Annotated in this window: 22 protein-coding genes; 14 read left to right on the top strand and 8 right to left on the bottom strand. The window is 61.0% G+C overall.

The genetic code is table 11. The annotated features are described in order from the left end of the window. Positions 1-16 precede the first annotated feature (16 nt). The 8 genes from VCB98_RS03890 to VCB98_RS03855 all read left to right on the top strand — a co-directional run bounded on the left by VCB98_RS03890 (position 17) and on the right by VCB98_RS03855 (position 8599). Complete coding sequence (locus VCB98_RS03890; protein ID WP_346050585.1) at positions 17-313, top strand: hypothetical protein; 297 nt, start codon at positions 17-19, stop codon at positions 311-313. Between the two features lie 17 nt (positions 314-330). After that, entirely contained in the window at positions 331-2058 is a 1728-nt protein-coding gene (mshL, locus tag VCB98_RS03885) for a pilus (MSHA type) biogenesis protein MshL (protein ID WP_346050584.1), read from the top strand. Positions 2059-2060: 2 nt separating this feature from the next. Further along, positions 2061-2978 carry an ExeA family protein gene (locus VCB98_RS03880; protein ID WP_406672398.1) on the top strand — a complete coding sequence of 306 codons (918 nt, stop codon included), beginning with the start codon at positions 2061-2063 and terminating at the stop codon, positions 2976-2978. Then, entirely contained in the window at positions 2975-4336 is a 1362-nt protein-coding gene (locus VCB98_RS03875) for a tetratricopeptide repeat protein (protein ID WP_346050582.1), read from the top strand. Before VCB98_RS03880 ends, VCB98_RS03875 begins: the two co-directional genes overlap by 4 nt. Before the next feature lie 26 nt (positions 4337-4362). Then, complete coding sequence (locus VCB98_RS03870) at positions 4363-6114, top strand: GspE/PulE family protein (RefSeq protein ID WP_346050581.1); 1752 nt, start codon at positions 4363-4365, stop codon at positions 6112-6114. Positions 6115-6137: 23 nt separating this feature from the next. Beyond that, complete coding sequence (locus tag VCB98_RS03865; protein ID WP_346050580.1) at positions 6138-7352, top strand: type II secretion system F family protein; 1215 nt, start codon at positions 6138-6140, stop codon at positions 7350-7352. A gap of 3 nt (positions 7353-7355) precedes the next feature. Then, positions 7356-7919 carry a prepilin-type N-terminal cleavage/methylation domain-containing protein gene (locus VCB98_RS03860; RefSeq protein ID WP_346050579.1) on the top strand — a complete coding sequence of 188 codons (564 nt, stop codon included), beginning with the start codon at positions 7356-7358 and terminating at the stop codon, positions 7917-7919. A gap of 77 nt (positions 7920-7996) precedes the next feature. Beyond that, positions 7997-8599, top strand: a complete 603-nt coding sequence (locus tag VCB98_RS03855; protein WP_346050578.1) for a hypothetical protein — start codon at positions 7997-7999, stop codon at positions 8597-8599. On the opposite strand, the gene tsaA is transcribed toward VCB98_RS03855, so the two are convergent. Next, a complete protein-coding gene (gene tsaA / locus VCB98_RS03850; protein WP_346050577.1) occupies positions 8596-9267 on the bottom strand; it encodes a tRNA (N6-threonylcarbamoyladenosine(37)-N6)-methyltransferase TrmO in 672 nt (223 codons plus the stop codon). The genes VCB98_RS03855 and tsaA overlap by 4 nt on opposite strands. A gap of 132 nt (positions 9268-9399) precedes the next feature. On the opposite strand from tsaA, the gene hemH reads away from it, so the two are divergent. The 3 genes from hemH to VCB98_RS03835 all read left to right on the top strand — a co-directional run bounded on the left by hemH (position 9400) and on the right by VCB98_RS03835 (position 12781). Continuing rightward, positions 9400-10509, top strand: coding sequence for a ferrochelatase (gene hemH / locus VCB98_RS03845; protein WP_346050576.1), 1110 nt, complete (start codon positions 9400-9402; stop codon positions 10507-10509). Between the two features lie 62 nt (positions 10510-10571). Beyond that, entirely contained in the window at positions 10572-11252 is a 681-nt protein-coding gene (locus VCB98_RS03840; RefSeq protein ID WP_346050575.1) for a VOC family protein, read from the top strand. Positions 11253-11500: 248 nt separating this feature from the next. Beyond that, positions 11501-12781, top strand: coding sequence for a hypothetical protein (locus VCB98_RS03835; RefSeq protein WP_346050574.1), 1281 nt, complete (start codon positions 11501-11503; stop codon positions 12779-12781). A 134-nt stretch (positions 12782-12915) separates the two neighbouring features. On the opposite strand, the gene VCB98_RS03830 is transcribed toward VCB98_RS03835, so the two are convergent. Genes VCB98_RS03830 through VCB98_RS03810 form a run of 5 tightly spaced genes read right to left on the bottom strand, consistent with a single transcriptional unit; the run spans position 12916 to position 18544 of the window. Continuing rightward, the gene (locus tag VCB98_RS03830) at positions 12916-15294 is read right to left on the bottom strand and encodes a putative bifunctional diguanylate cyclase/phosphodiesterase (RefSeq protein WP_346050573.1); all 2379 of its coding nucleotides are present in this window, start codon (positions 15292-15294) and stop codon (positions 12916-12918) included. A 23-nt stretch (positions 15295-15317) separates the two neighbouring features. Next, entirely contained in the window at positions 15318-15692 is a 375-nt protein-coding gene (locus VCB98_RS03825) for an energy transducer TonB (RefSeq protein ID WP_346050572.1), read from the bottom strand. 28 nt (positions 15693-15720) lie between these two features. Further along, entirely contained in the window at positions 15721-17121 is a 1401-nt protein-coding gene (locus VCB98_RS03820; protein WP_406672928.1) for an NAD(P)(+) transhydrogenase (Re/Si-specific) subunit beta, read from the bottom strand. After that, complete coding sequence (locus VCB98_RS03815) at positions 17118-17417, bottom strand: NAD(P) transhydrogenase subunit alpha part 2 (protein ID WP_374729188.1); 300 nt, start codon at positions 17415-17417, stop codon at positions 17118-17120. The genes VCB98_RS03820 and VCB98_RS03815 overlap by 4 nt, the downstream gene beginning before the upstream one ends. Further along, positions 17414-18544, bottom strand: a complete 1131-nt coding sequence (locus tag VCB98_RS03810) for a Re/Si-specific NAD(P)(+) transhydrogenase subunit alpha (protein ID WP_346050571.1) — start codon at positions 18542-18544, stop codon at positions 17414-17416. The genes VCB98_RS03815 and VCB98_RS03810 overlap by 4 nt, the downstream gene beginning before the upstream one ends. A gap of 226 nt (positions 18545-18770) precedes the next feature. Here VCB98_RS03810 and VCB98_RS03805 point away from each other — a divergent pair, with 226 nt between their 5' ends. The 3 genes from VCB98_RS03805 to VCB98_RS03795 are packed head-to-tail and all read left to right on the top strand — an operon-like array spanning position 18771 to position 21144. Next, positions 18771-19379 (top strand): HNH endonuclease, encoded by a 609-nt coding sequence (locus tag VCB98_RS03805; RefSeq protein WP_346050570.1) that lies wholly within the window; start codon positions 18771-18773, stop codon positions 19377-19379. 9 nt (positions 19380-19388) lie between these two features. Then, positions 19389-20264: a 5'-3' exonuclease gene (locus VCB98_RS03800; protein WP_346050569.1), complete on the top strand. Its 876-nt coding sequence runs from the start codon at positions 19389-19391 to the stop codon at positions 20262-20264. After that, positions 20257-21144, top strand: coding sequence for a fructosamine kinase family protein (locus tag VCB98_RS03795; protein WP_346050568.1), 888 nt, complete (start codon positions 20257-20259; stop codon positions 21142-21144). The genes VCB98_RS03800 and VCB98_RS03795 overlap by 8 nt, the downstream gene beginning before the upstream one ends. Positions 21145-21415: 271 nt before the next feature. Here VCB98_RS03795 and VCB98_RS03790 read toward each other — a convergent pair whose 3' ends face one another. Both VCB98_RS03790 and VCB98_RS03785 read right to left on the bottom strand, forming a co-directional pair. Next, on the bottom strand, positions 21416-21775 hold the full coding sequence (locus VCB98_RS03790; protein ID WP_346050567.1) for a rhomboid family intramembrane serine protease: 360 nt from the start codon (positions 21773-21775) through the stop codon (positions 21416-21418). A 667-nt stretch (positions 21776-22442) separates the two neighbouring features. Continuing rightward, on the bottom strand, positions 22443-24611 hold the full coding sequence (locus VCB98_RS03785) for a M3 family metallopeptidase (RefSeq protein ID WP_346050566.1): 2169 nt from the start codon (positions 24609-24611) through the stop codon (positions 22443-22445). Positions 24612-24697: the final 86 nt, after the last annotated feature.

Genomic DNA, 24697 nt, shown 5'->3' with positions numbered 1-24697 from the left:
CCTCGTGATGGCGGCAATGATCTGGGCGATGCCTGCCACGGCGGAGGAGGACGACCCCATGCGGCCGCCCACCGACCGCGGCGAGCAGCCTGCCACGGCGGCGGCCCCGAGTTGGGACCTGACCTCGGTACTGATTTCGGAGCGGCGGCGCCTGGCGGTCATCAATGACCAGTTGGTACGGGCAGGCGCGAACGTGGATGGTGCCCGCGTGGTACGCATTGAGGCAGACCACGTTGTGATTCGACATGCCGGCGGCGAACAGCGACTGAGCCTGCGGGCCGGTCTTTCCATTAGCCGGAGCAGTGAGCAATGAATGCAGGGGCGAACAGCATGAGCCACAAGCCAGTGGAAAGCCGCAGAGCACTGCGGGTGATTCCTGGGTTAGCCGCCGGATTCCTGATGGCGGCCTGTGCCACCCAGCCCTTCGGCGATGACACCAGAGAGCGCATGGATCAGGTGCTGGCCGACAGCCTCCGGGCCCTGGAAAACGACAGGCCACCGCCGGAAGTCTCGGAAGCACTGATTCCCGGAGAGCGGGATCGTACCGAGCCGGCCGCTCGTGATCGGGGCGAGGAACGCTTCGACGTGTCGGTACGAAATGTCCCGGCCGAGACCTTTTTCATGGGGCTGGTTGAGGATACCGACTACAACATGATCGTTGATGAGGCGGTGGAGGGTCGGATCAGTCTCAACCTGCGCAATGTCACCATCCCGGAAGTGATGGAGGCGGTGCGCGAGGTTTATGGATTCGAATACCGCGAGCTGGCCGGAGGCTACCTGGTTCGCCCGGCGGGGCTGCAGACTCGTGTGTTCAATATCGATGCCCTCACCATTACTCGCGAAGGCCAGTCCAGTACCCGAGTCAGCTCCGGATCCGTCAGCGATGGTCATGGTGGCAGCCGGGGCACAATGGGCACCCGGGGCTTTGGCGGAACCCCAAGCCGAACGGGTGGTGAGGATCGGATTGTCGGTACGCGCATTGAGACCGAAACCAAGTCGGATTTCTGGGCCGACATAGAGAGCACCCTAGAGGCCATTGTCGCCGACAGCGACGGCGGTCGCGTGATTCTCAACCCCCAATCCGGCACCGTGGCTGTTCGCGCCATGCCCTCCGAGCTACGTGAGATTGAGGAGTATCTGGGTACCATTCAGCGCAATATTGGTCGTCAGGTCGTGCTGGAGGCCAAGATTCTCGAGGTGGAACTGCGCGATGAGTTTCGCTCCGGAATCAATTGGGGCGGGCTCTATACCGACGGCGATGATGGCGCCTTCATTGGTCAGGTGGGTGGTCCCGACGTCTTCAATGAAGGCCTCTCCTCCATTGCCGGCAGCCAGCAAAGCCTGATGCCGGGCAGCGAACTGTCGGGTCTGAGTACCGAGGCCATTGGCGGCAGTTTCGCCGCCACCCTGAATATCGGTAATGATTTCCGTGCCTTTGTCGAGCTGCTGTCGCGGCAGGGAGAAACCCGGGTGCTATCCAGCCCGCGGGTCTCCACGGTCAATAATCAGAAGGCCGTGATCAAGGTCGGCAGTGATGAATTCTTTGTCACCGGCATCCAGACCGGTGGTGCTTTCGGTGCCGCGGGCGCCTCCACCCAGCGCAATGTGGAGTTGACCCCGTTCTTCTCCGGTATTGCCCTGGATGTGACGCCCCAGATCAGTGAAAGCAATGAAGTCACCCTGCATATTCACCCCACGGTCAGTCAGGTTACCGATCAGCGCAAGGACCTTACCGTGGGAGGAGAGACCGACAGTCTGCCTCTGGCCTTCAGCGAAGTCCGCGAATCGGATAGCATCGTCCGAGCCCGGAGTGGACAGATCGTGGTCATTGGCGGTTTGATGCAGAATCAGATGCGGGATGAGACCTTCTCTACCCCGGTACTGGGCAGCATCCCCGTGCTGGGTAATCTCTTCCGCCAGACCCGCCAGCGGGAAGCCAAGACCGAGCTGGTGATCCTGCTGCGGCCGGTGGTGGTGGAGAACGACGAGCAGTGGAATGAAATGACCCGGGATTACCGGGATCAGATTCGAGACATGCGCCGTCCGGGACGTCGATGAGTCTGTACCTGTCGCATTTCGGCCTGCAGGAGTATCCCTTCTCGCTGACGCCGGATACCGACTTCTATTACCACAGCCAGCCCCACCAGGAAGCGCTCAATGTGCTCCTGGTGGCGCTGCGTTCAGGCGAAGGTTTTCTCAAGGTGACCGGCGAAGTGGGGCTGGGCAAGACCCTGCTCTGTCGCATGCTCCTGGAAGCATTGGAGGATGAAGCGGTCACGGCCTATATCCCCAATCCTCATCTGTCTCCCGCCTCCATGCGCCTGGCACTGGCTCGGGAGCTGGGTCTCAACCCTGACGACGAGCTCAGTCAGGAGCAGTTGCTCCAGCGCATTCAGGATCGCCTGCTCCTGCTGGCCCGGGAAGAACGCCCGGTGGTGCTCTGCCTTGATGAGGCACAGCAGCTCCCGGAGGCGACCCTTGAAGCTGTCCGCTTGCTGACCAATCTGGAAACGGAAAAACGCAAGCTGATACAGGTCGTCCTCTTCGGTCAGCCAGAATTGGACGAGCGCCTGGCTCGACCATCCGTGCGTCAGTTGCGGCAGCGGATTACCTTCAGCTATCGCCTGCGCCAGCTCGATGCCGACGCCATTGCCGCCTATGTGCGCCATCGCCTGCGTGTCGCGGGTTACCGCGGGGCACCCCTGTTCGCCCGTCCCGCCCTCAAGGCCCTCTACCAGGGCAGTTTTGGAACCCCGCGACTGGTCAACGTCCTCGCCCACAAGGCCTTGATGGCCGCCTGGGGTGAGGGAGAGGATCAGGTGACTCGACGGCATGTACGTCGCGCCATCGATGATACGGAAGGTGCCCGACAGCGTACGCTGGCGCGTCCTTATGTCCTTGCTGCCTGTGCGGTGGGCGTTATGGCGACGGTCGCCCTGCTGGCCGGCTGGTTCGGCCTTCAGGGGGTGCGCCCATGAGTCTCATCAACCAGATGTTGCGGGACCTGGAGCAGCAGCGAGATACCGCCGCTGAGCGCGGCGATGTGCATGCCGTTGCCGGTCAGCGGCCCCGCTATCTTGCCCTGTCACTTGCCATTGGCCTGGCGCTGATCATCCCCATTGGTGTCCTGGCCTGGTTCTGGCTCGGCCCTCAGGAGCCGGCGCCCGTCATGGAAGAGCAGCTCGTCCTGCCTCTGGAGACCAGTCTGATCGACCTGGCGCCCGCACCGGAGCCGCCACTGCCGCGCCTGCACGCCATCGAACGGGTGGAGACCCGTGACGGCCCTATTCTCCGCCTTGAGCTGGATGGCGACAGTGATTACCGCCGCCGCAGCTCGGCGCCCGACCGACTGGTGCTTGAGCTGCGCGCTGAGATCCCGGCGGATATCGATGCGGATCTGCCGCCCGGGGTGGACGGAATTGACTGGGAAGCGATCGCCGAGGATCAGCAGCGCCTGGAAATCCGCTTCAGCGAACTTCAGTCTGGCCCTCTCTATGCCGAAACCATTCGGGACGGTGGCGAACGCCTGTTGTTGGTTCTTGATGAACCAATCGGCGCCCCCGAAGAGCCGGCGACCGCCGAGTCATCAGGCGCCGTCGTCTCCGCGACGGAAGCCGTCGAAGATTCGACCCATGATCTGCCGGCCCCCACCGAGACCCGAGAAGAAGAGCCGGCAGAGCCAATGGTCGCCGAGGCCCAGGAGCCCGATGACAGTGAGATGCGCCGCGAACGACGACAGCGTAGCGATGCAGAGCGTGCTGCCGAAGCCTGGTCCGGGGCGCGGAAAGCCATAGATCAGGGCCGATCGCGACAGGCCGAGAGCGCGCTGCAGCGCTTGCTCGATATCCAGCCCGAGCATGTAGCCGGACGCGAGGCGCTGGCCGATCTCCTGGTTGATCAGGGCCGTCTTGGGGAGGCCGAGCAGCTATTGGCAGAGGCCCTGGCCGTGGCCGCATTACCCGCTTCGGACCAGGGCTTCTTCGCTCGCCAGCGGGCGCGGTTGTGGCTGGGACGGGGGGATCCTGAACAGGCCGTGGCAGTGCTGGAGGCGGTGTGGCTGGAAGTCTGTGACAGCAGCGACACTGGCGCCTTGCTGGCCGGTCTGTACTATCAGGCCAGTGAATATGAACAAGCCGCTGAGCTCTACGAGAACTTGCTGTCCCGCTTTTCCCAACGCGGGGCATGGTGGATGGGACTGGGCCTGGCTCGGGAGGCCCTGGGCGAGCCCACCGCGGCCATCGCCGCTTACGAGGCGGCACTCAGCGACGATCAGCTCAGAGCAGCGGTTAGAGAGTATCTGGCGGAACGTATCGATGTTCTGACAGGGTCGCCTTAAGGCGAGGCAACAGGAGACAGGCGCGCATGAATCGCAAGCAGAAAATCCGCATTGGCGACCTTCTGGTCCAGCACAAGGTGATTTCGGAAAGCCAGCTGGAACAGGCCCTGGCCGAGCAGAAAACCAGCGGGCGCAAGCTGGGGCGTGTCCTTATCGACCTTGGCTATGTCACCGAGGATCAGATTCTTGAACTGCTGTCCCGCCAGTTGGACATTCCTCATATCGACATTCGCCATTTTCGCTTCGATCCGGAAGTGGCTCGTCGTCTGCCCGAGACCCATTCCCGTCGTTATCGGGCCCTGCCCCTGTCTGCCGAGGAAGATGGCAGTGTGCTCGTGGCCATGGCCGATCCCACGGATATCTTTGCCTTTGACGAGATCCAGCGATTGCTGGGCGTGAATGTTCGGGTCGGCATTGTCCGTGAGGCGGACTTGCTGCGCACCATTGATCTGGTCTACCGGCGTACCGAGGAAATCAGCAGCCTGGCCGAGGAGCTGGGTGAGGAACTATCCGAAGGTGATTATGACCTGGATGAGTTATTGGAAGCCGAAGAGGTCAATGACGCCCCGGTTATCCGATTGCTGCAATCCATGTTTGAAGATGCCGTCCAGGTCAACGCCTCGGACATTCATATCGAGCCGGACGATCAGGTCCTGCGAATCCGTCAGCGTGTGGATGGTGTGCTTCAGGAACAGGTCATTGAGGGCAAGCGAATCGCCTCTGCCCTGGTGACCCGCCTGAAACTGATGTCGCAGTTGGATATCTCGGAAAAGCGCCTGCCCCAGGACGGCCGTTTTTCCATCAACGTCAAGGGCCGCACCATCGATGTGCGTCTGTCTACCATGCCCATCGCCCATGGTGAATCCGTGGTCATGCGCTTGCTGGATCAGTCCGCCGGCGTGATGGAACTGGAACAGCTGGGGATCCCGGACGATATGTTGCCGCGCATCAAGCGTCTGGTCAGCAAGCCCCAGGGCATGGTCCTGGTTACCGGTCCCACCGGCAGCGGCAAGACCACCACCCTTTATGCCGCCTTGAATTACGTTAACCGACCCGACAACAAGATCATTACCGTGGAAGATCCGGTGGAATACCGACTCTCCCGCATCAACCAGGTTCAGGTCCACCCCAGAATCGGCCTGGATTTCTCCCGCGTATTGCGGACCGCCCTGCGTCAGGATCCGGACATTATTCTCGTGGGGGAGATGCGTGACAAGGAAACCGTGGATATTGGCTTAAGGGCCGCCATGACTGGCCATATGGTCCTCTCCACCCTGCATACGAACAGCGCTGTGGCCACTATCAATCGCCTATTGGACATGGGCGCCCCTGGCTACATGTTGGCGGCGTCCCTCGATGCCGTGATCGCCCAGCGACTGGTACGCCGGGTCTGCGATAGCTGCGGGCGGGACAAGGAGCCGGATGTTCATCAGCTCGCCTGGCTGCGGGCCCGTCTTGGCCCCGGGCGTGCCGATGGCAAGCGTTTTCGGGAAGGGCGCGGCTGTCCCTATTGCGGTAACAGCGGCTATCGCGGGCGCGTAGGGGTTTACGAATTGCTGGAACTGGATGGCGCTCTAACTGATGCGCTCCGACGGGAAGACCTGGATGAATTTGCGTCCCAGGCCGAGCGGCGAAGCAATTTCAAGCCCCTGGTCATGTGTGCCCTGGATTATGCTGAACAGGGCGTCACTTCTCTTTCTGAAGTCATCCGCCTGGCGGGCGGCATGGAAGGTGAACCCAGTGTGCCGGATCTGGAATTGAACATGAGTGACGCCTAGGCGTTAGCGGGAGCGGAGCAAGCATGCCTGTCTACAAGTACAAGGGGCGCACCGGCCGTGGCGAGGCTGTGCGCGGCAACCTCGAGGCCGATGACCCGGATGCAGTTGCACGCCAACTGTTCAATACCGGCATTACCCCCATTGAAATAGAAGCGGCCCCGGACCGCAGTGAACGCGGCCACCAACTGCAACTGTTCCGCCCCCATCCCAAGATTGATGACCTGATTCTCTTTACCCGGCAGATGTACTCTCTGACCAAGGCAGGGGTCCCCTTGATCCGAGGTTTGCGAGGACTCATTGAGTCCACCCGTAACGAGATTCTCCAGGAGGCCCTGGAAGATGTGGTGGATGCCCTGGAGTCAGGGCGGGATCTCTCCAGCAGCCTGGCGCGCCATGCCAATATCTTTGGGCCGCTGTATATCAATATCGTCAGAGTGGGCGAGAACTCAGGCAATCTGGAAGAATCCTTTCGGCGCCTGGCGCAGTACCTGCAGCTTGACCGTGACACCCGTCGCCGGGTCAAGAGCGCGCTGATGTATCCGACCATGGTCATTGCTGCCATCGTGATTGCCATCGGCGTGGTGACTGTTTGGGTGATTCCTGCCTTCTCGCGCATGTTCGCCAGCTTTGACGCCGAACTACCCCTGGCCACCCGCGGTATCATCGCGGTCTCTGATTTCGCCCAGTCCTGGTGGCATGTATTGTTGGTGGCAATCGCCCTGTTCATCGCCTGGTTTCGCTGGTGGTCCAGGACCGACAAGGGCAGTCGTCACTGGGATCGCTGGAAGCTCGGAATACCCGCCGTGGGCAGCATAATCTTGCGCGCCACCCTGGCCCGTTTCGCCCGAACCTTTGCGATCTGCTTCAAGGCCGGCGTCCCCCTGGTCCAGGCGCTTACACTGGTCTCTCGGGCCATCGACAATGCCTGGCTGGGTGACCGTGTCGCCGGCATGCGCAATGGCGTGGAACGCGGTGAAAGCCTCCACCGAACCGCTCGCGCGGCCGGCATATTCACTCCTCTGGTGCTGCAGATGATTCAGGTGGGTGAAGAAACCGGCGCCGTCGATGAAATGCTGGAAGAGGCGGCGGATTTCTACGAGCGTGAGGTGGACTACGATATTCAGAATCTCTCCGCCATCATCGAGCCAATCCTCATCATCTTCGTGGGCATCCTGGTGTTGCTGCTGGCACTGGGTATCTTCCTGCCGATGTGGGACCTGGCCCGGGTGGCCATGTAGCGGATGCTCTGGGCCGTAGCAAGGCATCAAAACCACAGCCGTGATCGGGGATTTACCCTGATCGAGCTGCTGGTGGTGATGACCCTTGTGGTGGTTTTGGTCCTCACTGCGATGGAGAACCTGCTGCCCCTGACTGGCGAGGCCGAACGGGTGGCCGTGGAACGAAACCGAGTCGCCATCGATACCAGTCTCCGCCACGCCGCCGCAGAGCGTCTGCTCAGTCAGGGCCGCGATGGAGTCAGGGCATTGGAAGGGCAGAACCCTGTCAGTCTGCTGGAGCGGCCGCCGTCCAACTATCTGGGTGAGAAACCGGGCGCCACCCCTGACATCGTGCCACCGGGACATTGGTATTGGGATCCGGAAGGGGAGTGGCTGATCTACCGGGTTCGCCATGGCCGTTATTTCGACAGTGACTCAGGCGATCCGCCCCATATCCGCTATCGACTGGTCCGGGAAGGGGGAGAACGCTTCTTCACCTTGCGCCTGGAAAGCGCTCATAGCTATCGCTGGGATACCGATGGATCAGAGCTGGCTCGATGGATCCTGGCCGGGGACGCAGGCAGGTAAGCAGCAAACGAGGACTTGCCCCGGGCAAAGGCTGTATCCACAATGCAGGTGGGGCGGGAAAAACATAGGGAGATAATATGGATACGGGGACGATGCTGCTTGAAGCGGCGGTACTGTTTTTTATCATTGTCGGGCTGCTCGCTGCAGCACTGGGTTTGATCCTGATGTTGGCACCGGACGGATTCCAGCGCATGGCTGAAGGTTTTAACCGGCAATGGTCCACCCGGCGCGCCATGCGGGAACTGGAACTCCCGCGTTACTACGAGCGCTTCTTCTACCGCCATCATCGCTGGGCGGGTGGTCTGATTCTGCTCGCCGCCCTGTGGTTCTTCTTTGGTTTTGTGCTCCACTTGTCTCCTGCGGAGGCAGCAGGGGCACTACCCGGAATCCCCTGGATATGGGAGGCGCTTTTCTGGTTCCTGATCGTGGCCAATGCCGCGGCCGCGGTCATTGCCCTGGTCATCCTGCTTCGCCCGAGCGCCCTCAAGCCCCTGGAAAAGATCGCCAATCATTGGGTCTCAGTCCGGCAGGCGACGCGCAAGATGGAAGAATCCGACAATCGTTTTGATGACTTCGCCCGTCGTCATCACCGTGCCACCGGCTTCATCCTGGTCCTGGCCGGGGTCTTCCTGATGGTCAGTTTCGGGGTCATCCTGGGCACCGGTGGTGCGCCCAGCTAGTCAGCGGCATCAACTGAGAGGACCTCAACCACGTCCTCGCAAATCCGCCATTGCACTTCCAGACCGGCCAAATTGCTGAAATAGATTCGCTCGGGATCCTCGTGATAGGCCGGCCTCGGGTCCAGGCCAAGGGTCTGGGCAAGCAGTGAACGAAGGCGATTTCCCTCCGCCATTTGCGCCAGAGAGGACTCGGCTTGCCGGCTAAGACTCACGGTGAGGGTGGCTGGAACCTCATCGGCAAAGCCCCCCTGCGCCGAGACACAATCCGCCCAGGGCAGATAGGGCTTGATGTCCAGTACCGGCGTGCCGTCCAGAATGTCCACTCCGCTGACGTGAAGACAGACGCCGTCGTCGCAATCAATTCCCTCCAGCCTGAATACGGAAAGCCCGATGGGGTTGGGCCGGAAGGGCGATCGGCTGGCGAATACCCCCAGGCGGCGGTTGCCTCCCAGCCGCGGCGGTCGTACCGTCGGTCTCCAGCCCTGCGCTTGATGGAACTGGAAAAGCAGCCAGATGTGGCTGTAGCCCTCCAGGCCGCGCACCGCCTCGGGACGGGCAAAGGCGGGGCGGAGGACCACCCGCCCCTGGGACGAGGGCGCCTGCCCCGCTTGGCGAGGAATGCCGAATTTTTCCGGAAAGTCGGTAAACAGGTCAGCGATGATGTCCATGGTTGCCGAGTATGCCAGCCGTGACGCCGGGTCAGAAGCACCCACCCCGCTGGCGTGGACGGCTGGTACAATATCGGTCCCGAGCGCACCGTCGCCGACCCTGTTTTTGATGACCCGAGGCAAGCCAGTCCCATGACACGTTTCCAAGGCCGCGCCGATTTCCGCCATGATGAGCCCGCCAGCCTGGGTATCCTCGTCACCAATCTGGGCACACCCGATGAGCCGACTCCGCCGGCCCTGCGTCGCTATCTGAAGGAATTCCTCAGCGATCCCCGCGTGGTGGAGATACCCCGCCCCCTCTGGTGGCTGATTCTGAACGGGATTGTTCTGCGTACCCGGCCGGCCAAGTCAGCCGAAGCCTACGCCCGGGTGTGGACCGGGCGCGGCTCACCCCTGCTCAGCAACTGCGAGGACATGGTGGAGGCCTTGGAGAAAAAGCTGAAGAGCCGATTCAGCGGTCGTGTGGAACTGGTTCTGGGTATGCGCTACGGCAAGCCCTCCATCGAATCGGCACTGGAGTCCCTGCAGGCCCGTGGTGTCAGGCGGCTGCTGGTACTGCCCCTGTATCCCCAGTACGCATCATCCACCACCGGCTCCACCTTTGAAAAGATCACCGGGATCCTTTCCCGCTGGCGGTGGATGCCGGAATTTCGCATGGTCACCAGCTACCATGACGATGCCGGTTATGTGCAGGCCCTGGCCAATAGTATCCGTGAGCACTGGTATCAGCGGGGACGTGGCGAACGCCTGATGTTCTCCTTCCACGGCATCCCCAAGTTCACCTTTCTCGCCGGTGATCCTTATCACTGTCATTGCCACAAGACCGCCCGGCTGGTGGCCCATCGCTTGGGATTGAAGGAGGGTGAGTGGTTTGTCACTTTCCAGTCCCGTTTCGGCAAGGCCGAGTGGCTCAAGCCCTATACCGATGAAACCCTGGAAGCCTGGGGTGGGGAAGGTGTTGGGGATATCGATGTGGTTTGTCCGGGTTTCCCCGCGGACTGCCTGGAAACCCTGGATGAAATTGCCTTCGAGAATGCCGAGCTGTTCCAGGAGGCCGGTGGCGGCAAGCTCCGTTATGTTCCCGCCCTCAATGCCAGCGAGGACCACATTCATATGCTCCAGGAGCTCGTTGCCAGGCACGCAGCCGGCTGGCCCGAAGTCTCCAGGCAAAGTCGTGAACAGGCCGTTCAGGCCGCCGAGGACAGCCAGGCGCGCGCATTGCAGATGGGCGCCGAGCGCTAGCTTGCTGTGGTCTCGCCGTCCTCGATGGCGAATGTACTGAACCGGGATTGTCGGGAGGCGCCATGAAACTGGGACGGTTGCTGGAACTGAGCCTGGATTGCGAAGCGGTGCTGGATTCCCTGCATTTCTGGCAGGGCCTGGGCTTCGAGAGCATCCCGGTGGGTGATGTCTGGCCCCACCGCTACGGCGTCATGAGCGATGGACGCCTGTGTCTCGGTCTCCATGACTATCGCTTTCCCTCGCCCTCCCTGACATTCGTTACCCCAGACCTGCCGGAGCAGGTCAGGCAGCTGGAACAATCGGGCATCGACTTCGCCTTCATCAAACTCGGCCCCAACCAGTTCAACGAAGCCGGTTTTTTCGACCCCAGCGGCCAGACGGTCTGTCTATTGGAGGCACGCACCTTCTCGCCGCCGCCATTTCGACAGGAGAGTTTCAGCCTGCCCGGCCATTTCCGCGCCCTGCGCCGCCGTACACGGGATCCTGAGAAGGCCGCCATCTTCTGGGAGGACCTGGGCCTGATTCCTTCCCCCGACGCCGAGGGCATCACCGAGGTCTGTGCCGAGGGCTTCAACCTGCAATTCAGCCGCAGCGGCCCCGAAGTCAGCCTGGTCTTCGAAACCCCCGAGCTGGAAGCCCGCCTCGCCAAGCTGGAGTACGATGGCCACCCCCTCCGGCGCATGGGTCAAGAAGCCGAGATTCAGGCACCCGATGGCTTGAACCTTCGCCTGTGTAGCCCTTGATCTCTCGGCAAATACCCTTTCGGCACCACCTTGAACGACTAAAGCCTGGACAGTCCTGCGGCGACAGCGGACCGTGACAGCACTGTCGGATTTCCCTTACCCCTTCCGTCACCCTGTCCTTACCGCCTACGAGTTGAAATATTCCCAAATCTTTTATAATTTTTTAGCCACTGAGCATAATCCTGGCAAAAACATTCCCGGGACAGCGCTTACTGCTCAGCTAGTCGAAAAAAGGAGGGGGAATAACAATGAGAAGCTATTGTCTATATTCAACGTCTTTCATTTTTTCCTTGTGTTTCTTTCTCAATCCCGAGCCTGTGCTTGGGAATTCGGACATCGGCTATCCCATACCACAGCAGGAAGAGGCATTCTTCTGCAGCCATGATTGTGAGGATCCGGTATCCGCCCAACAGCTTGCTCTGGATTACGCACCTGAATTGCTTTGCAATACCGATCCGGGCAGCCCTGATCCACTGATACCCGATGATCCGGAATTTCAACTTGAATGCTGGGCGGAGCCCGAAAAGCGTCGAATTGCCTTGCTCAACCCAAACACCATGCAGGTATTCGCTTTCGAGGTAAGCCGGCCCGGGCAGGGTGTCGCACTCGAGCCGGTGGCCGAGAGCATCACGCTTTCTCCACAGGCCAAGACCAATTATCGAATCCTGATGGAGGAGCTGAATGCCTGGCATGACCTCATTGAGCACGTCAATGAGGAATTGACAGAGATCGCCAACAATGAGGGTTTCGGCGCTGAGGCCCCTGAAGCCATTAATGGCAAACCGTCGAGCTTTGACCCGGGACTCATCGGCGGGGGTGAAGCTGGCGGCGCAGCGGGTGGCGATGACGGTTCGGACGATGCGGAGAGCGCCTGCGAGGGTGTGCCGGAGCATACGGCAATCAATACCCTCAATGATGACGAAAACAAAGGCCGACTAAAAGAACGTGCATGGCAAGCAATCCAGCAGACTGCAAAGCAAATGCTCCGCGAACACACTCAGGGACGTCGTGGCACCTTCAAGATTGCCGCTGGCAATGCGGCTGAGTGGCAGAGTGGAGAAACCCCCACACTGCCCGTCCACGATAGCTACCAGGCATTTTTCCGTACCAACGAAGCCGGTACCGCAGGGCTTCTCAATCCGGATTTTATCGTTGTAAGCGCCGACCTAACCTGGGCGACCAATGGGAATCCGATTCCAATGAATCTATCAATCGATTACTCGAATAGCCGTGTTCTCGGCGTGACGGGCATGCTCAGCGAGTATGGAACCAGTAATCAAGAGATCGAGAATGAATGTGCCGTGGAGCGACTGCTCCAGGCCGGTGAAAGCCACTATTTTCAGTGGATAGAGCGCAGTACCGGCGTGGTCGTCCCGCCGGAAGGTTGGAGCGGCAGCGACAGTCCCTTCCCGGAGGGGCCCGGAATCCATACCGGCCTGTGTACGGTTGATTTGTATCAGGGCGTCGATGGTGGGCCAATGCGTTACCGCGGGAGCTTCCGCACGTCCTGCGACAATCTCCATAATTAAAAGGCTGGCGCCGGCAATGATGGATGCGAAGCATAAAAGGGCCGCCCCATGGCGGCCCTTTCCTGTGTCTCATTGACTCGGGGTTTTCATACTGATTCGGGCATCTGCGACCCTATCGAATTTTTCACCCGTGTTTAGCCATCCAGCAAATTGCGCCAGCGTTCCGGGCGGTGGATGCCAAAGCCCTGGCCGTAATCGATGCCCATTGTCTGGAGACGCTCCTGCAGTTCCTGGGTTTCAACGAACTCGGCAATGATCTGCTTGTTCATGGTATGACCGATTTCCTTGATGGCCTTGACCATGGCAAGGTCTGCCTCGTCGACCAGGATGTTGCGGACAAAGGCCCCGTCGATCTTGAGATAATCCACGGGAAGACGGCGCAGATAGCCAAAGGAAGACAGGCCGGCACCAAAATCATCCAGGGCGAACTGGCAGCCCTTGGAGCGAAGCACCTTCATGAAGCTGGTGGCGTCCGCGAGATGGCGGATGGCGGCGGTCTCGGTAATCTCAAAGCAGATGCAGTCGGGCTCGATGCCGTAATAAGATAGGGTGTCGACCACAAACTCGGTAAACTCGGGGCGATCGAATGACTGCCCGGAGAGATTGACATGACAGGCTGTCAGGGCTTCCCGGTGTTCCGGATGGTCCGCGAGTCTCCGGCAAGTATTCTCGAAGACCCAGCGGTCCAGGCGGTAGGCAGCGCCAAAGCGTTCCGCTGCCGGGATAAAGGCTCCCGGGGGCACCGATCGACCGTCTTCGTCCAGCAACCGGAGCAGCAATTCATATCGAAACTCTTTCCCAGATTGCAACGGTTCAATGATCTGCGCATCCAGATAAAGCCTGTCGTCTTCCAGCGCCTGTCGGATCCGGTTGACCCATTCCATCTCCCCTCGACGTAATGCCACATGCTCATCCGCGGTACTGCTGGCATGAACACGATTGCGCCCTTGTTCCTTGGCGATATAGCAGGCCAGGTCCGCCGAGCGCAGCACACTGTCTATATTGGGCATGTCGGCTTCGATGGGGACGACGCCGATACTGCAGGCCACGTTGAAGGTCTTTTCCTCCCACTCAAACACCAGGCCTTCCAGGGCATTGCATATCTTGGAGGCCACCTGCTCTCCCTTTTCAAGATCACAGGCTCGAAGCAACAGACCGAACTCATCACCGCCCAGCCTGGCCAGCACATCTCCCTCTCTGATCTGAGATCGCAACAGCTCAGCGACCTGAACCAGCATATGGTCACCCGCGACATGTCCCGAGGTGTCGTTGACCAGCTTGAATTGGTCAAGGTCAATGAAGCAGACCACGAAGTCCACATGTTCTTCGCGGACTTCCCGCAGCGCCTGGGCCAGTTCCCGATCGAAACTGCGCCTGTTGATCAGGCCGGTCAGGCCGTCATGGGCTGCCTGGTGGGCCAGCTCGATGGACAGTCGACGCGACTCCGATACATCTTCCAGGATGGCAATCAGCGATTCAGGCTCCCGGCGTTTTCCCTGAATTGCAGACAGGGTGAGACGGCCCCAGACCAGCCCGCCATCCTGGCGGTGGAACCGTCGTTCCAGGGTCACGGCTTCATCACTGCCCTGGAGCAGATCCCGAATGATCCGGTCATCACCGTCACGGTCTTCGCCATAGACAAGATCTTGATAGTAGCGACCGACCAGTGCTTGCCGCTTGCAAACCAGGATGTCGCCGAGCGCTTCATTGACGTTCAGGATGCGTCCGGCCGGTGTAAGCTCCGCCATACCCACCGCCGCTTGTTCGAAGATGGATTGAAAGCGCCTTCTGGATCGATTGATCAGACGCATCAATCGCCAACCGAGGAGTGTGGCGATACCGGCCAGCATCGCCATTACCATGCTGCTTCCGAACAAGAGGACATGACGCAGCCAGCGGGTCGCCTCGGTAAAAGCCGCGACAAAGCGTGAAGTTAGTTCATAGGAATGCGCATTGGCTATTTCGAGCTCCAGAAGCAGCTTGTTCAGCTCTGCTTCATCCGGCGTATCGGCTGATCGGGCTTGTTCCAGCCGGTCGGCCAATGTCAGCAATGAGAGAATATACTCATCCGACTCTCGCCAGACATCCACGGCCTCCCGCAGATGGGGAAAATCGGCAAAGTTACGAAAGAGCCAGATCATGATGGGAATATCATCGGGATGGTTCTGGCCGCGAATCAGGCCATCCACCGCGGCATCCCGGTCCAGCGGCTCCGCTTCCATGGCAAGCCGGGCTTCCATGTCGCCAATGGGGATGTCGGCCAGTTCCCGTGCGGCCACGAGATCAGCCTCTTCTCCCTCCTGGGCATAGCGGTAGAGGGCAAAGACGGACCCCAGCTGCGCCCGGGACCAATGGCTCTGACCCGCCATGTAGGCAGTGGCAGCACCCTGAAGCTGAACCAGAAAGATCACCAGTGCCGTGGCCAGAGCGAAGACCAGGAACAGGCCAGCCACCAGCCCACCGACCTTCAAGCGGCGCCTTAGCTCTGGATGTGAGCCCTGCATTCCCTGCATCCACCCTCTCCGTGCTTCAGTATTCAGTCATCCGGCTCGAATTCGAAGCGGAACTCCGTCACCAGGGGTCGGGAATCGGGATTGTCTTCAGTGGCCTCATAGCGAAAGTGATAGAGCGCAGCCAGAGTGGCTTCAACAAACAGCTCCCCCGGCTCAGACTCCAGCACCTCGGCAGAGGCAATCTTTCCATCACTTCCGATCCGTGCGCGGACGACCACATGGCCCTCCTGGCCAATGGCCTCGTCCGGGTAGACCGGTTCTGCCAGTTCCACCAGTTCCCAATAGCGCTCCACCGGCGTTTCCTGGGTATCGAACAGGGGTCTTGGGCCAGCGCAGGCGACCAACAGCATCGCCAGTAAGGGAATCAGTGTCCCCAATAGGCAAAGTGTTCTCTTCATGACGGCAACCTCCCCTGGCCCTACAGCTCTATTCGGCCAGTGACTTAAGACCCTGGATGAAGTGGTTCGCTACTTCCTGGGCGTCGCCGAACACCATTTGCGTGTTGTCGGCGAAAAAGAGCGGATTCTCCACGCCGGAGAAACCGGTGCCCCGTCCCCGTTTCACGACCATGACATTGTCGGCATGATCCGCATTGAGGATGGGCATGCCGAAAATGGGGCTGTCCTTCTTGTTGCGGGCATCCGGATTGACCACGTCATTGGCACCGATGATCAAGGCAACGTCCGCTTCGTCAAACTCGGCATTGATCTCCTCAAGGTCGAAGATCAGGTCATAGGGGACGCCGGCTTCAGCCAGCAGGACGTTCATGTGACCGGGCATCCGGCCCGCGACCGGGTGGATGGCAAACTTGACGTCAACGCCCCGTTCCATCAGTCGCTCGCAGAATTCCCAGAGCTTGTGCTGGGCCTGGGCCACCGCCAGGCCGTACCCCGGCACCACAATGACTTTCTCGGCATATGCCATGGTGATGGCGGCATCGGAGGCCTCGGTTTCCTTCATATTGCCCTCGGGACCGCCCCCCCCTTCGCCACCGGTATCCCCAAAGCCCGCGAAAAGGACATTGGACAGGGGCCGGTTCATGGCCTTGGCCATCAACTGGGTCAGCAGGGTACCTGCCGCGCCCACCACGGTGCCGGCAATGATCATGGCGGCGTTATCCAGCACGAAGCCTTCGAATGCCACCGCCAGGCCGGTCAGGGCGTTATACAGGGAGATCACCACCGGCATGTCGGCGCCCCCAATGGGCAAGGTGATGGTGATCCCCGCCAGCAGGGCCAGGACGAAAAAGACAGTGATCAGCTCGAAGGGGTAGCCTTCCACCACCAGCAGGGCCGCCCCGCAGCCAATGGCGCCAAGGAAAACCAGGGCATTGAAGAGCTGCTGACCGGGGAAGCGCATGGTCTTGGAAATCAGCCCTTCCAGCTTGGCATAGGCCACCAGGCTGCCGGAGAAGGCGATGGAGCCAATCAGGCCACCGGCCACGGCCAGGCTCATGATGACCACGCCATAGTCACTGTCGGCATAAAGGGCCACGGCCCCGATGGTCGCCGCGGCGCCCCCGCCCATGCCGTTGTAGAGCGCGACCATCTGCGGCATGCCGGTCATGGCCACCTTGCGGGCACTGACCCAGGCCAGCAGGCTGCCCACAAACAGGGCGCTGATGATCAGGAAGAAGTTGCCCATGTTCGGCAGGAAGAAGGTGGCGGCCACGGCCAGTACCATCCCCAGGCCCGCCTGGCGGATACCGCGTCGGGCGGTGACCGGCGAAGACATCCTCTTGATACCGAGAATGAACAGCAGGATGGCGATGAAATAACTGGCCTGAATCAGATGATCGAGCGTATCCCGACTGATGATTTCACTCACGCCTTCTCTCCCTTGCTGGACTTGAACATCTCAAGCATGCGCTCGGTCACCACATAGCCGCCGACAGCATTGCCTGCGCCCAGTGCAACCCCGATGAAGCCGATGACCTGCCCCAGGGTGGTCTCGGCATGGCCCAGGGCCACCATGGCCCCCACCACCACGATGCCATGCACGAAGTTGGAGCCCGACATCAATGGGGTATGCAGAATGACCGGGACTCGGGAGATGATCTCGATGCCGACGAAGGCCGTCAGCATGACGATGTAGAGGGCAATAAAGCCGGTCAATTCGATCATTTGCCTTCCTCCGCAGCCGGAAAACGGATTTCGCCATCGTGGCTGACCACGCTCTTGGCATAGACCTCATCATCCATGTTCCAGGTGAGCCCGCCATCCTCACCCACGCAGGGCTGGGTGAAATTCCAGAGGTTGCGGGCGAACATTTCGCTGGCGTGCTCGGCAATCATGCCGGGCACATCGGTGGGCCCCACAATACTGACAGATCCCAGTCGCTTGACCTGCCCGGCCTCGGTCAGCTCGCAGTTGCCGCCGGTCTCGGCTGCCAGGTCCACCAGGACGGCGCCGGGTTTCATGTCCCTGGCCATGGCCTCGGTAATGATCTTTGGCGCCGGGCGGCCGGGGATGGCCGCCGTGGTGATGACCACATCGGCCTGAGCCACATGCTTGGCCAGGACCGCCTGTTGCTGGGCCTTCTCTTCCTCGGTCAATTCCCGGGCGTAACCGCCCTCGGCCTCGGCCTTGACGCCGGTATCGACGAACTTCGCCCCCAGAGACTCAACCTGTTCGGCGACCGCCGAGCGCACATCGAAGGCTTCCACCCTTGCCCCCAGTCGTCGTGCCGTGGCGATGGCCTGCAGGCCGGCGACACCGGCCCCCACCACCAGCGCCTTGGCCGGGCGAATGGTGCCGGCGGCAGTGGTGAGCATGGGGAAGAAACGCGGCAGATGTTCAGCCGCAAGGAGCACGGACTTGTAGCCGGCCACCGCCGCCTGGGACGACAGGGCATCCATGGACTGGGCCCGGGAGATGCGGGGGATCAACTCAACCGCGAAGGCTGAAAGTTTCTGCTCGGCCAGGGCGCCGACAAATTCATCCCTTTCCCAGGGCGCCAGAAAGCCTACCAGCCCGGCACCGGGCTTCATTTGCCGAAGGCGCTCTATCTCCGGACGTCTGACCGCGAAGACCAGGTCTGCCTGAGACCAGAGGGTGTCGGCGTCCTCGACGATCTCCACACCATCGATGTCGGCAAATGCCTGGTCCGAGAATCCCGCAGCCTTGCCGGCCCCGGCCTGGATCTGTAGCCGGGCCCCGGCCTTGACCAGCTTTGGCGCCAGACTCGGCGCCATGGCCACCCGCCGTTCCCCCTCGCGTGTCTCCGCGGGCACCGCGATGACTGTGCTCATTGTGATCTTCGCTCCCTTGGCTATTGGGCTGGCAGAAAGTATCTCGATTGAGTGTAGCAGCCTCTGAGGCCTCGTTGGCGGCGTGAATTTTTTGTTGCCGCCGTGATCAAAAACTTGTCAAGGCAGGGGAAATGGATGTAAAAGTGTCAACAAAAGCTGATGCGGGCGGTGTTTTCTGACCTGAGTCCAAGCGCCCCGTTCGCGCAACCGGGCTTCGGAGCGAACCATGAATAATCTGGCTCAGCAGGTGCTGCGAACCGACATCGGGGGCATGCCGCTGGAGTGGATTGGCTACCAGGACGCGGCAAGGCTCTATCATCTGGGCGAAGTGGCCTATGAGGTTGGTTCGCCCTTGTACGACCTCCACGGTGGCATCTGTGCACGCACGGGCCGCCAAAGCATCCTCACTGTCCACTCCATCATCGCCACCCCCGGCAGCCGCAAGTACGTCAACCGCGCCCGCGGACAGTACACGCCGCCACTGAACAACCACACTCTCTTCCGGCGTGATGCCCGCCTCTGCCTTTATTGCGGTGATCGCTTTCCCAGCAATCTGCTTTCCCGTGATCATGTCACCCCGGTATCCCAGGGTGGCCACGATCACTGGAACAATGTGGTGACTGCCTGCAAGCGCTGCAACAACCACAAGGCGGACCGGACACCGGAACAGGCCGGGATGCAGCTTCTGGCCGTTCCCTTCACCCCCACCCATGCCGAGTACGTCTATCTCAAGGGTCGTCGGGTGCTGGCTGACCAGATGGAATTCCTGTTGGCCCACTTCCCTCGGACCAGTCCCCTGCACAAGCGTCTGAGCAGTCTGCTGGAGCGCAATTGAGAGATCTTTGTGCTCTACCTTCTTGATGCCTCCATCTTTCTCTTTCGCGGCTGGTTTGCCCTGCCCGATTCCATCACTACTGCCGCAGGTGAGCCCGCCAATGCCTTTCGCGGTTTCGCCACCACCCTGGTGGACCTGCTGCCTGAAACCGGCGGCCAGCCCCTCCTGATTTGCTTCGATGAAAGCCTGAGCAGCTCCTTTCGCAATGAAATCGACCCGGACTACAAGGCCAACCGCGAGTTGCCGCCGCCGGAACTGGAGTGTCAGTTCCGCTGGGCCCGGACGCTGTCCGAGGCCCTGGGCCTGCCCGTGCTCGCTTCCGATTATTTCGAGGCCGATGACCTGATGGCCAGCGCCGCCCGCCTGGCGCGAGACCAGGCACTGCCCATTACCCTGATCAGTCGGGACAAGGACCTCGCCCAGTTGCTGCGCCCGGGCGACTATTTCTGGGAGGGGCCGGGCAAGGCGGCCCGCGATCGTGATGCGGTGGCCGAGCGCTTCGGCTTTCCCCCCGAGCGCATGGCCGACTACCTCGCCCTGGTGGGCGACCCGGTGGACAATATTCCCGGCGTGCCCGGCATCGGCGCCAAGACCGCCGCCCGCCTGTTCTCGCTCTACAGCGACCTGGATGCCCTGTACGCCGATCTCGACGGCCTCCTCGAGCACGGGCTGCGCGGCGCCGCCCGTCTCCGCGAACGACTGCAGGCGCATCGGGAAGTGGCTTTCCGGGCCCGCGCCCTAACCCGCCTGCGGGATGACGCCCCGCTGCCTTTCGACGCCCTGCCGCCGCGGGGGCCAGTCGACCCATCGGCCCTGAACGAGCTGGACCGCCTTGTCGGTCTGGGTCGAGCCAACCGCAGGAAGCTGGGTCTGGCGCATGCCTGAGCCAAGTGAATCACAGCGCCAGGCCATCTTCCGGGCCGCCGGTCTGCCCGAGACTCGAATCCACTGCCGGCCGCTGTCGGGCGGGGACATCGGCCACGCTTGGCAGTTGGACAGTGAGGATCAGTCGTTTTTCCTCAAGACCCTGCCGGCCAGCAATAACCCCATGCTGGCAGCCGAGGCCGACGGCCTGGCCAGGCTGGCGGCGACCGACGCGGTGCGTGTCCCCACGGTTCTGGCGCAGGGCCGCGACCGCCATATCGCCTGGCTGTTGTGCGAATACCTGCCACTGTCCGCCCCAAGCGAGGCCAGCGACACCCGTCTGGGCGAGGCCCTGGCCGCTCTGCACGGGCATCAGGCCGAACACCATGGCCTTGAGCGCGACAACTACATCGGCCTCACGCCCCAGCCCAACCGCCAAAGCCAGGACTGGTGCTGGTTCTTCCGCGAGCAGCGCTTGCGTCCGCAACTGGATTGGGCAGCCGCCAAGGGCGCGGGCGGTGCCTTACAGGAGGCCGGCGAGCGCTTGCTCGAAGCCCTCCCGCGCCTGCTGGCGGACCACAGACCCGCCCCGTCCCTCCTTCACGGCGACCTTTGGGTTGGCAACCGCGCCCGTATCGGCGCCGACGAGCCCGTCATTTTCGACCCGGCTTGCCACTACGGCGACCGTGAATGCGACCTTGCCATGAGCGAGTTATTCGGCCGCTTCCACGCGGGCTTCTACCAGGCCTACCAGCACCACTATCCCCTGGACCCCGGCTACCACCATCTACGCCGCCCCCTCTACCAGCTTTACCACGTCCTCAACCACTGCAACCTCTTCGGCAGCCCCTACGACCACCACGCCCTGTCCCTTGTCGAGACAGTGCTGAATGCCGACTGACCGGAATTTGGGTGGGCGATTGGAACACAGAGTCAACGGAGGAAGACGGAAAGTTCTCGGATGGTCGGCTTGCGGCTGTATGCGCGAATGGATTAACTCAGAGGTTCCCCAACATCCCCTGAACCTGTTTTGCGTCCGAGAAGACACAAGACAATGCCGACGAAAACACCCCAAGCGACTCCCGCAAGATGGATGGTCTGGGCAACGGCATCAACTCCGTGCCCGAGTGAGATGGCCAAAACAACGGCGATCAGGCTCTCGGCACGGTATACTAGCGGGATCCGTCGCGAGAAAGGATTGAATGAGCCGCCAGGCACGCGAGAATCGCCAGGATGCCGCCGGATGCACCTACCGCGGCGGTTTCCGAATCAAGCAGTGAATGGAGCAGGCCACCGACCAGGATGCCGCCAATGAGTACGACAAGGAAGTTTTTGCGTCCATGCCAGGATTCAAATATGGGTCCGAAGAAGAACAGTCCAATGAGATTCAGCGCGATATGGATCCAGCTGAAGTGAAGAAGCGCGTAGCTCGCAAACTTCCAGTAGGCCCCATCATCCAGTGCGGCTTGATCAAGCCGCAGTGATTCGACAAGAACACTCGATAGTTCGGGATAGGCAAAGCTGCTGAACAAAAGCAGCCAGCCGGCAAACAGAATGAAACCGGTATAAGTCGTGGCAGATGCTGTTGAATTTAGAGCGATCCAGGATCGAAAGCGTTGGGCCTACAGAATCTCCTGTTTGAATCTGTGCGAATGACTACCAGCGACGACGAGGCCCAGCATCGCTGAAAGCAAAAGCAACCAAAACCCATGCCAGCCGGACATTGATGAACCTAGCTGAATTGATCCGAGCGTAGGCTGGCTGAATCCAATGAGTCCGGCAGCTGCGGCCATTATGGCCATGGCAGTAAGCGAGCACCTCAATTTTGAAAAGTACTGCGATCGCCATTGTTTGTTTAATATGAGCGGCAATTCTCGTTTCAGACGCTTTGAGAATTCTTGGTTAAGGCGCCACGGTCGCCGAGGCAGCTGATTACTCACACGCATGACTACTTCGTACCAATGCAGTTGTTGCTTCGATCTGGGTCGCCAAGGATTCCCTTTTGCGAATCGTAGCAGGATGGCCCGGTCGACACGTCTTCTCCCTTGCCGCGACGCCCGCGCAAGCCGTCGTGCCACCTGATGGCCAATCGCGGATGAATCCGCTCCCACGGTTCTCCGCGTTACCGCCCGGAACCACGAAAAAGCCCCTTCCGGAAACCGGAAGGGGCCTTGATAGCGCTTGTTTTTGCCGGCGGTCTTAGTCGTCGAGCAGGCCGCGGCGTTCCAGCAGGGCCTCGATCTTGGGTTCGCGGCCGGCGAATTCCATGTACAGATCCATGGCATCCATGGTGCCGCCCGAGGAGAGGATGGTGCTGCGGAAGTGCTCACCATTCTCGCGGGTCAGGCCGCCGTTTTCCTCGAACCAGAGCACGCTGTCGGCATCCAGCACTTCACTCCAGATATAGGAGTAATAGCCGGCGGAATAGCCGCCCATCATGTGGGAGAAGTAGGGCGTGCGATAGCGCGGCGGCACCGGGGCAAAGTCCATGTCGTGCTCGGCCAGTACCCGGGCCTCGAAGTCCATGGCTTCCTCCGCGGGGGGCACATCTTCCGGCTGCAGTTGATGCCAGGCCTGGTCGATGGTGGAGGCGGCCATGTACTCGGCGGTTCGGAAACCCTGGTTGAACTGCTGGGCTTCCAGGACCCGCTCCAGCAGTTCTTCCGGGATCTGCTCACCGGTCTCGTAGTGGCGGGCGTAGTTGGCCAGCACTTCCGGCCAGGACGCCCACATCTCATAAACCTGTGAGGGATATTCCACGAAGTCACGGGGCACGCTGGTACCGGAGAAGCGGGGATAGCGCACATCCGAGAACAGGCCGTGAATGGCATGGCCGAACTCGTGGAACAGGGTGGTGGTTTCGTCCCAGGTCAGCAGGGTGGGCTCACCTTCACCTGGATGGCTGATGTTGAGATGAATGCCCACGATCGGCTGGCCGCCCAAGAGCTCGGACTGGATCTGGTAGGAGTTCATCCAGGCCCCGCCCCGCTTGGAGCCGCGGGAGTACATGTCGCTGTACATCAGGCCCAGGGGGGTGCCGTCTTCCTCGAAGACTTCATAGACCCGCACGGTGTCGTGATAGACGGGAATGTCGTGGCGCTCTTCGAAGGTAATGCCGAACAGCTTCTCGGCGGAATAGAAAACGCCATTCTCCATCACGCTTTCAAATTCGAAGTAGGGCCGCACATCGGACTCGTCAAAGGCATAACGTTCCTGGCGAACCTTTTCGGCATAGAAGGCCCAGTCCCAGGAGGCCAGCTCAAAAGGCTCGTCCTCGGTCTCGTCGATGATGGCCTGGATGTCATCGGCTTCCTGGCGGGCATTGCGCATGGCGATGGGATTGATGTCGTCATGCAGATCGTTGACCGTCTGCAGATCACTGGCGGTCTGCTCTTCCAGGATGTAATCGGCATGGGTGTCATAACCCAGCATGCGGGCGCGCTCGCCGCGCAGTTTCACCGTTTCGACCACGATTTCGCGCGTGTCGTGTTCATTGCCCCGGCTGCCCCGGTTGAGGGAGGCGGTATGCACGCGTTCCCGAAGATCGCGGTTCGTCAGCCGTGACAGCGGCGGCTGGCCACTGGTGTTGAGCAGGGTGATCACGTACTTGCCTTCCAGGCCGCGATCCTCGGCTTCCTCGGCGGCGCGGCGGATCTGGCTGTCGGAGAGGCCGTCGAGCTTGTCGCGGTCTTCGACCACCACGGCCGAGTCATTGACCTCGGCCAGCACCTTCTGACTGAACTCGGTGCCCAGTTCGGCCAGACGGGTGTTGATCTCCCGCAGACGATCCTGCTCGGATTCGCTCAGCCGGGCGCCGGCGCGGACAAAGTCAGTGTGGTACCGCTCCAGCAGCCGCTTGGACTCGGGATCCAGGTCCAGTTCCTCGCGTTCCTGATAGAGACTGTCCACTCGCTCGAAGAGGGCGGCATTGAGATTGATGGCGTCCTGGTGCGCGGACAGCTTGGGCGAGAACTCGCGCTGAACGCCCTGCAGCTCTTCATTGGTGTGGGCGCCGGCCAGGGCCGAGAAAACCCGCATCACCCGGGCCAGTAGCTGACCGGAACGTTCCATCTCGACGATGGTGTTCTCGAAGCTGGGTGCTTCCGGGTTGTCGGCGATGGCTTCGACCTCGGCCATGTGCTCGGCCATGGCCTTTTCGATGGCCTCGGGGAAATGCTCGGCACGGATCCGGTCAAAGGCCGGTGCGCCATAGGGCAGGTCGCTGGCAACCAGCAGGGGGTTGCGCTCATCGGCGGCCTCTTCAGCCGCGGGGGCTTCGCTCCGATCGCGCTCGGTGTCCGGGCTGTCGCCGCAGGCAGCAAGCGCCAGGGGCAGGGCACTGAGGCCCAGTATCAGTCTGCTCTTCACGGTAATCACTCCTGACAAGCATGGTTCTGGCGGTTAGTGGGAGAGGCCGGCTCACGGCCAGGGCAAATGCCGGCAACCGGACGGAT

Source organism: Natronospira elongata, from assembly GCF_034931365.1.
Classification (GTDB): Bacteria; Pseudomonadota; Gammaproteobacteria; order Natronospirales; family Natronospiraceae; genus Natronospira; species Natronospira elongata.
This window is presented reverse-complemented; position numbering and strand designations above follow the sequence as displayed.

Excerpts from the sequence above, each read along its gene's own strand:
- VCB98_RS03875 (WP_346050582.1), top strand. The coding sequence starts at position 2,975 with ATGAGTCTCATCAACCAGATGTTGCGGGACCTGGAGCAGCAGCGAGAT.
- VCB98_RS03825 (WP_346050572.1), bottom strand. The coding sequence starts at position 15,692 with ATGAAGAGAACACTTTGCCTATTGGGGACACTGATTCCCTTACTGGCG.
- VCB98_RS03805 (WP_346050570.1), top strand. The coding sequence starts at position 18,771 with ATGAATAATCTGGCTCAGCAGGTGCTGCGAACCGACATCGGGGGCATG.
- VCB98_RS03890 (WP_346050585.1), top strand. The coding sequence starts at position 17 with ATGATCTGGGCGATGCCTGCCACGGCGGAGGAGGACGACCCCATGCGG.
- VCB98_RS03815 (WP_374729188.1), bottom strand. The coding sequence starts at position 17,417 with ATGATCGAATTGACCGGCTTTATTGCCCTCTACATCGTCATGCTGACG.
- VCB98_RS03810 (WP_346050571.1), bottom strand. The coding sequence starts at position 18,544 with ATGAGCACAGTCATCGCGGTGCCCGCGGAGACACGCGAGGGGGAACGG.
- tsaA (WP_346050577.1), bottom strand. The coding sequence starts at position 9,267 with ATGGACATCATCGCTGACCTGTTTACCGACTTTCCGGAAAAATTCGGC.
- VCB98_RS03835 (WP_346050574.1), top strand. The coding sequence starts at position 11,501 with ATGAGAAGCTATTGTCTATATTCAACGTCTTTCATTTTTTCCTTGTGT.
- VCB98_RS03795 (WP_346050568.1), top strand. The coding sequence starts at position 20,257 with ATGCCTGAGCCAAGTGAATCACAGCGCCAGGCCATCTTCCGGGCCGCC.
- mshL (WP_346050584.1), top strand. The coding sequence starts at position 331 with ATGAGCCACAAGCCAGTGGAAAGCCGCAGAGCACTGCGGGTGATTCCT.
- VCB98_RS03870 (WP_346050581.1), top strand. The coding sequence starts at position 4,363 with ATGAATCGCAAGCAGAAAATCCGCATTGGCGACCTTCTGGTCCAGCAC.
- VCB98_RS03860 (WP_346050579.1), top strand. The coding sequence starts at position 7,356 with ATGCTCTGGGCCGTAGCAAGGCATCAAAACCACAGCCGTGATCGGGGA.
- hemH (WP_346050576.1), top strand. The coding sequence starts at position 9,400 with ATGACACGTTTCCAAGGCCGCGCCGATTTCCGCCATGATGAGCCCGCC.
- VCB98_RS03855 (WP_346050578.1), top strand. The coding sequence starts at position 7,997 with ATGGATACGGGGACGATGCTGCTTGAAGCGGCGGTACTGTTTTTTATC.
- VCB98_RS03865 (WP_346050580.1), top strand. The coding sequence starts at position 6,138 with ATGCCTGTCTACAAGTACAAGGGGCGCACCGGCCGTGGCGAGGCTGTG.
- VCB98_RS03830 (WP_346050573.1), bottom strand. The coding sequence starts at position 15,294 with ATGCAGGGAATGCAGGGCTCACATCCAGAGCTAAGGCGCCGCTTGAAG.
- VCB98_RS03840 (WP_346050575.1), top strand. The coding sequence starts at position 10,572 with ATGAAACTGGGACGGTTGCTGGAACTGAGCCTGGATTGCGAAGCGGTG.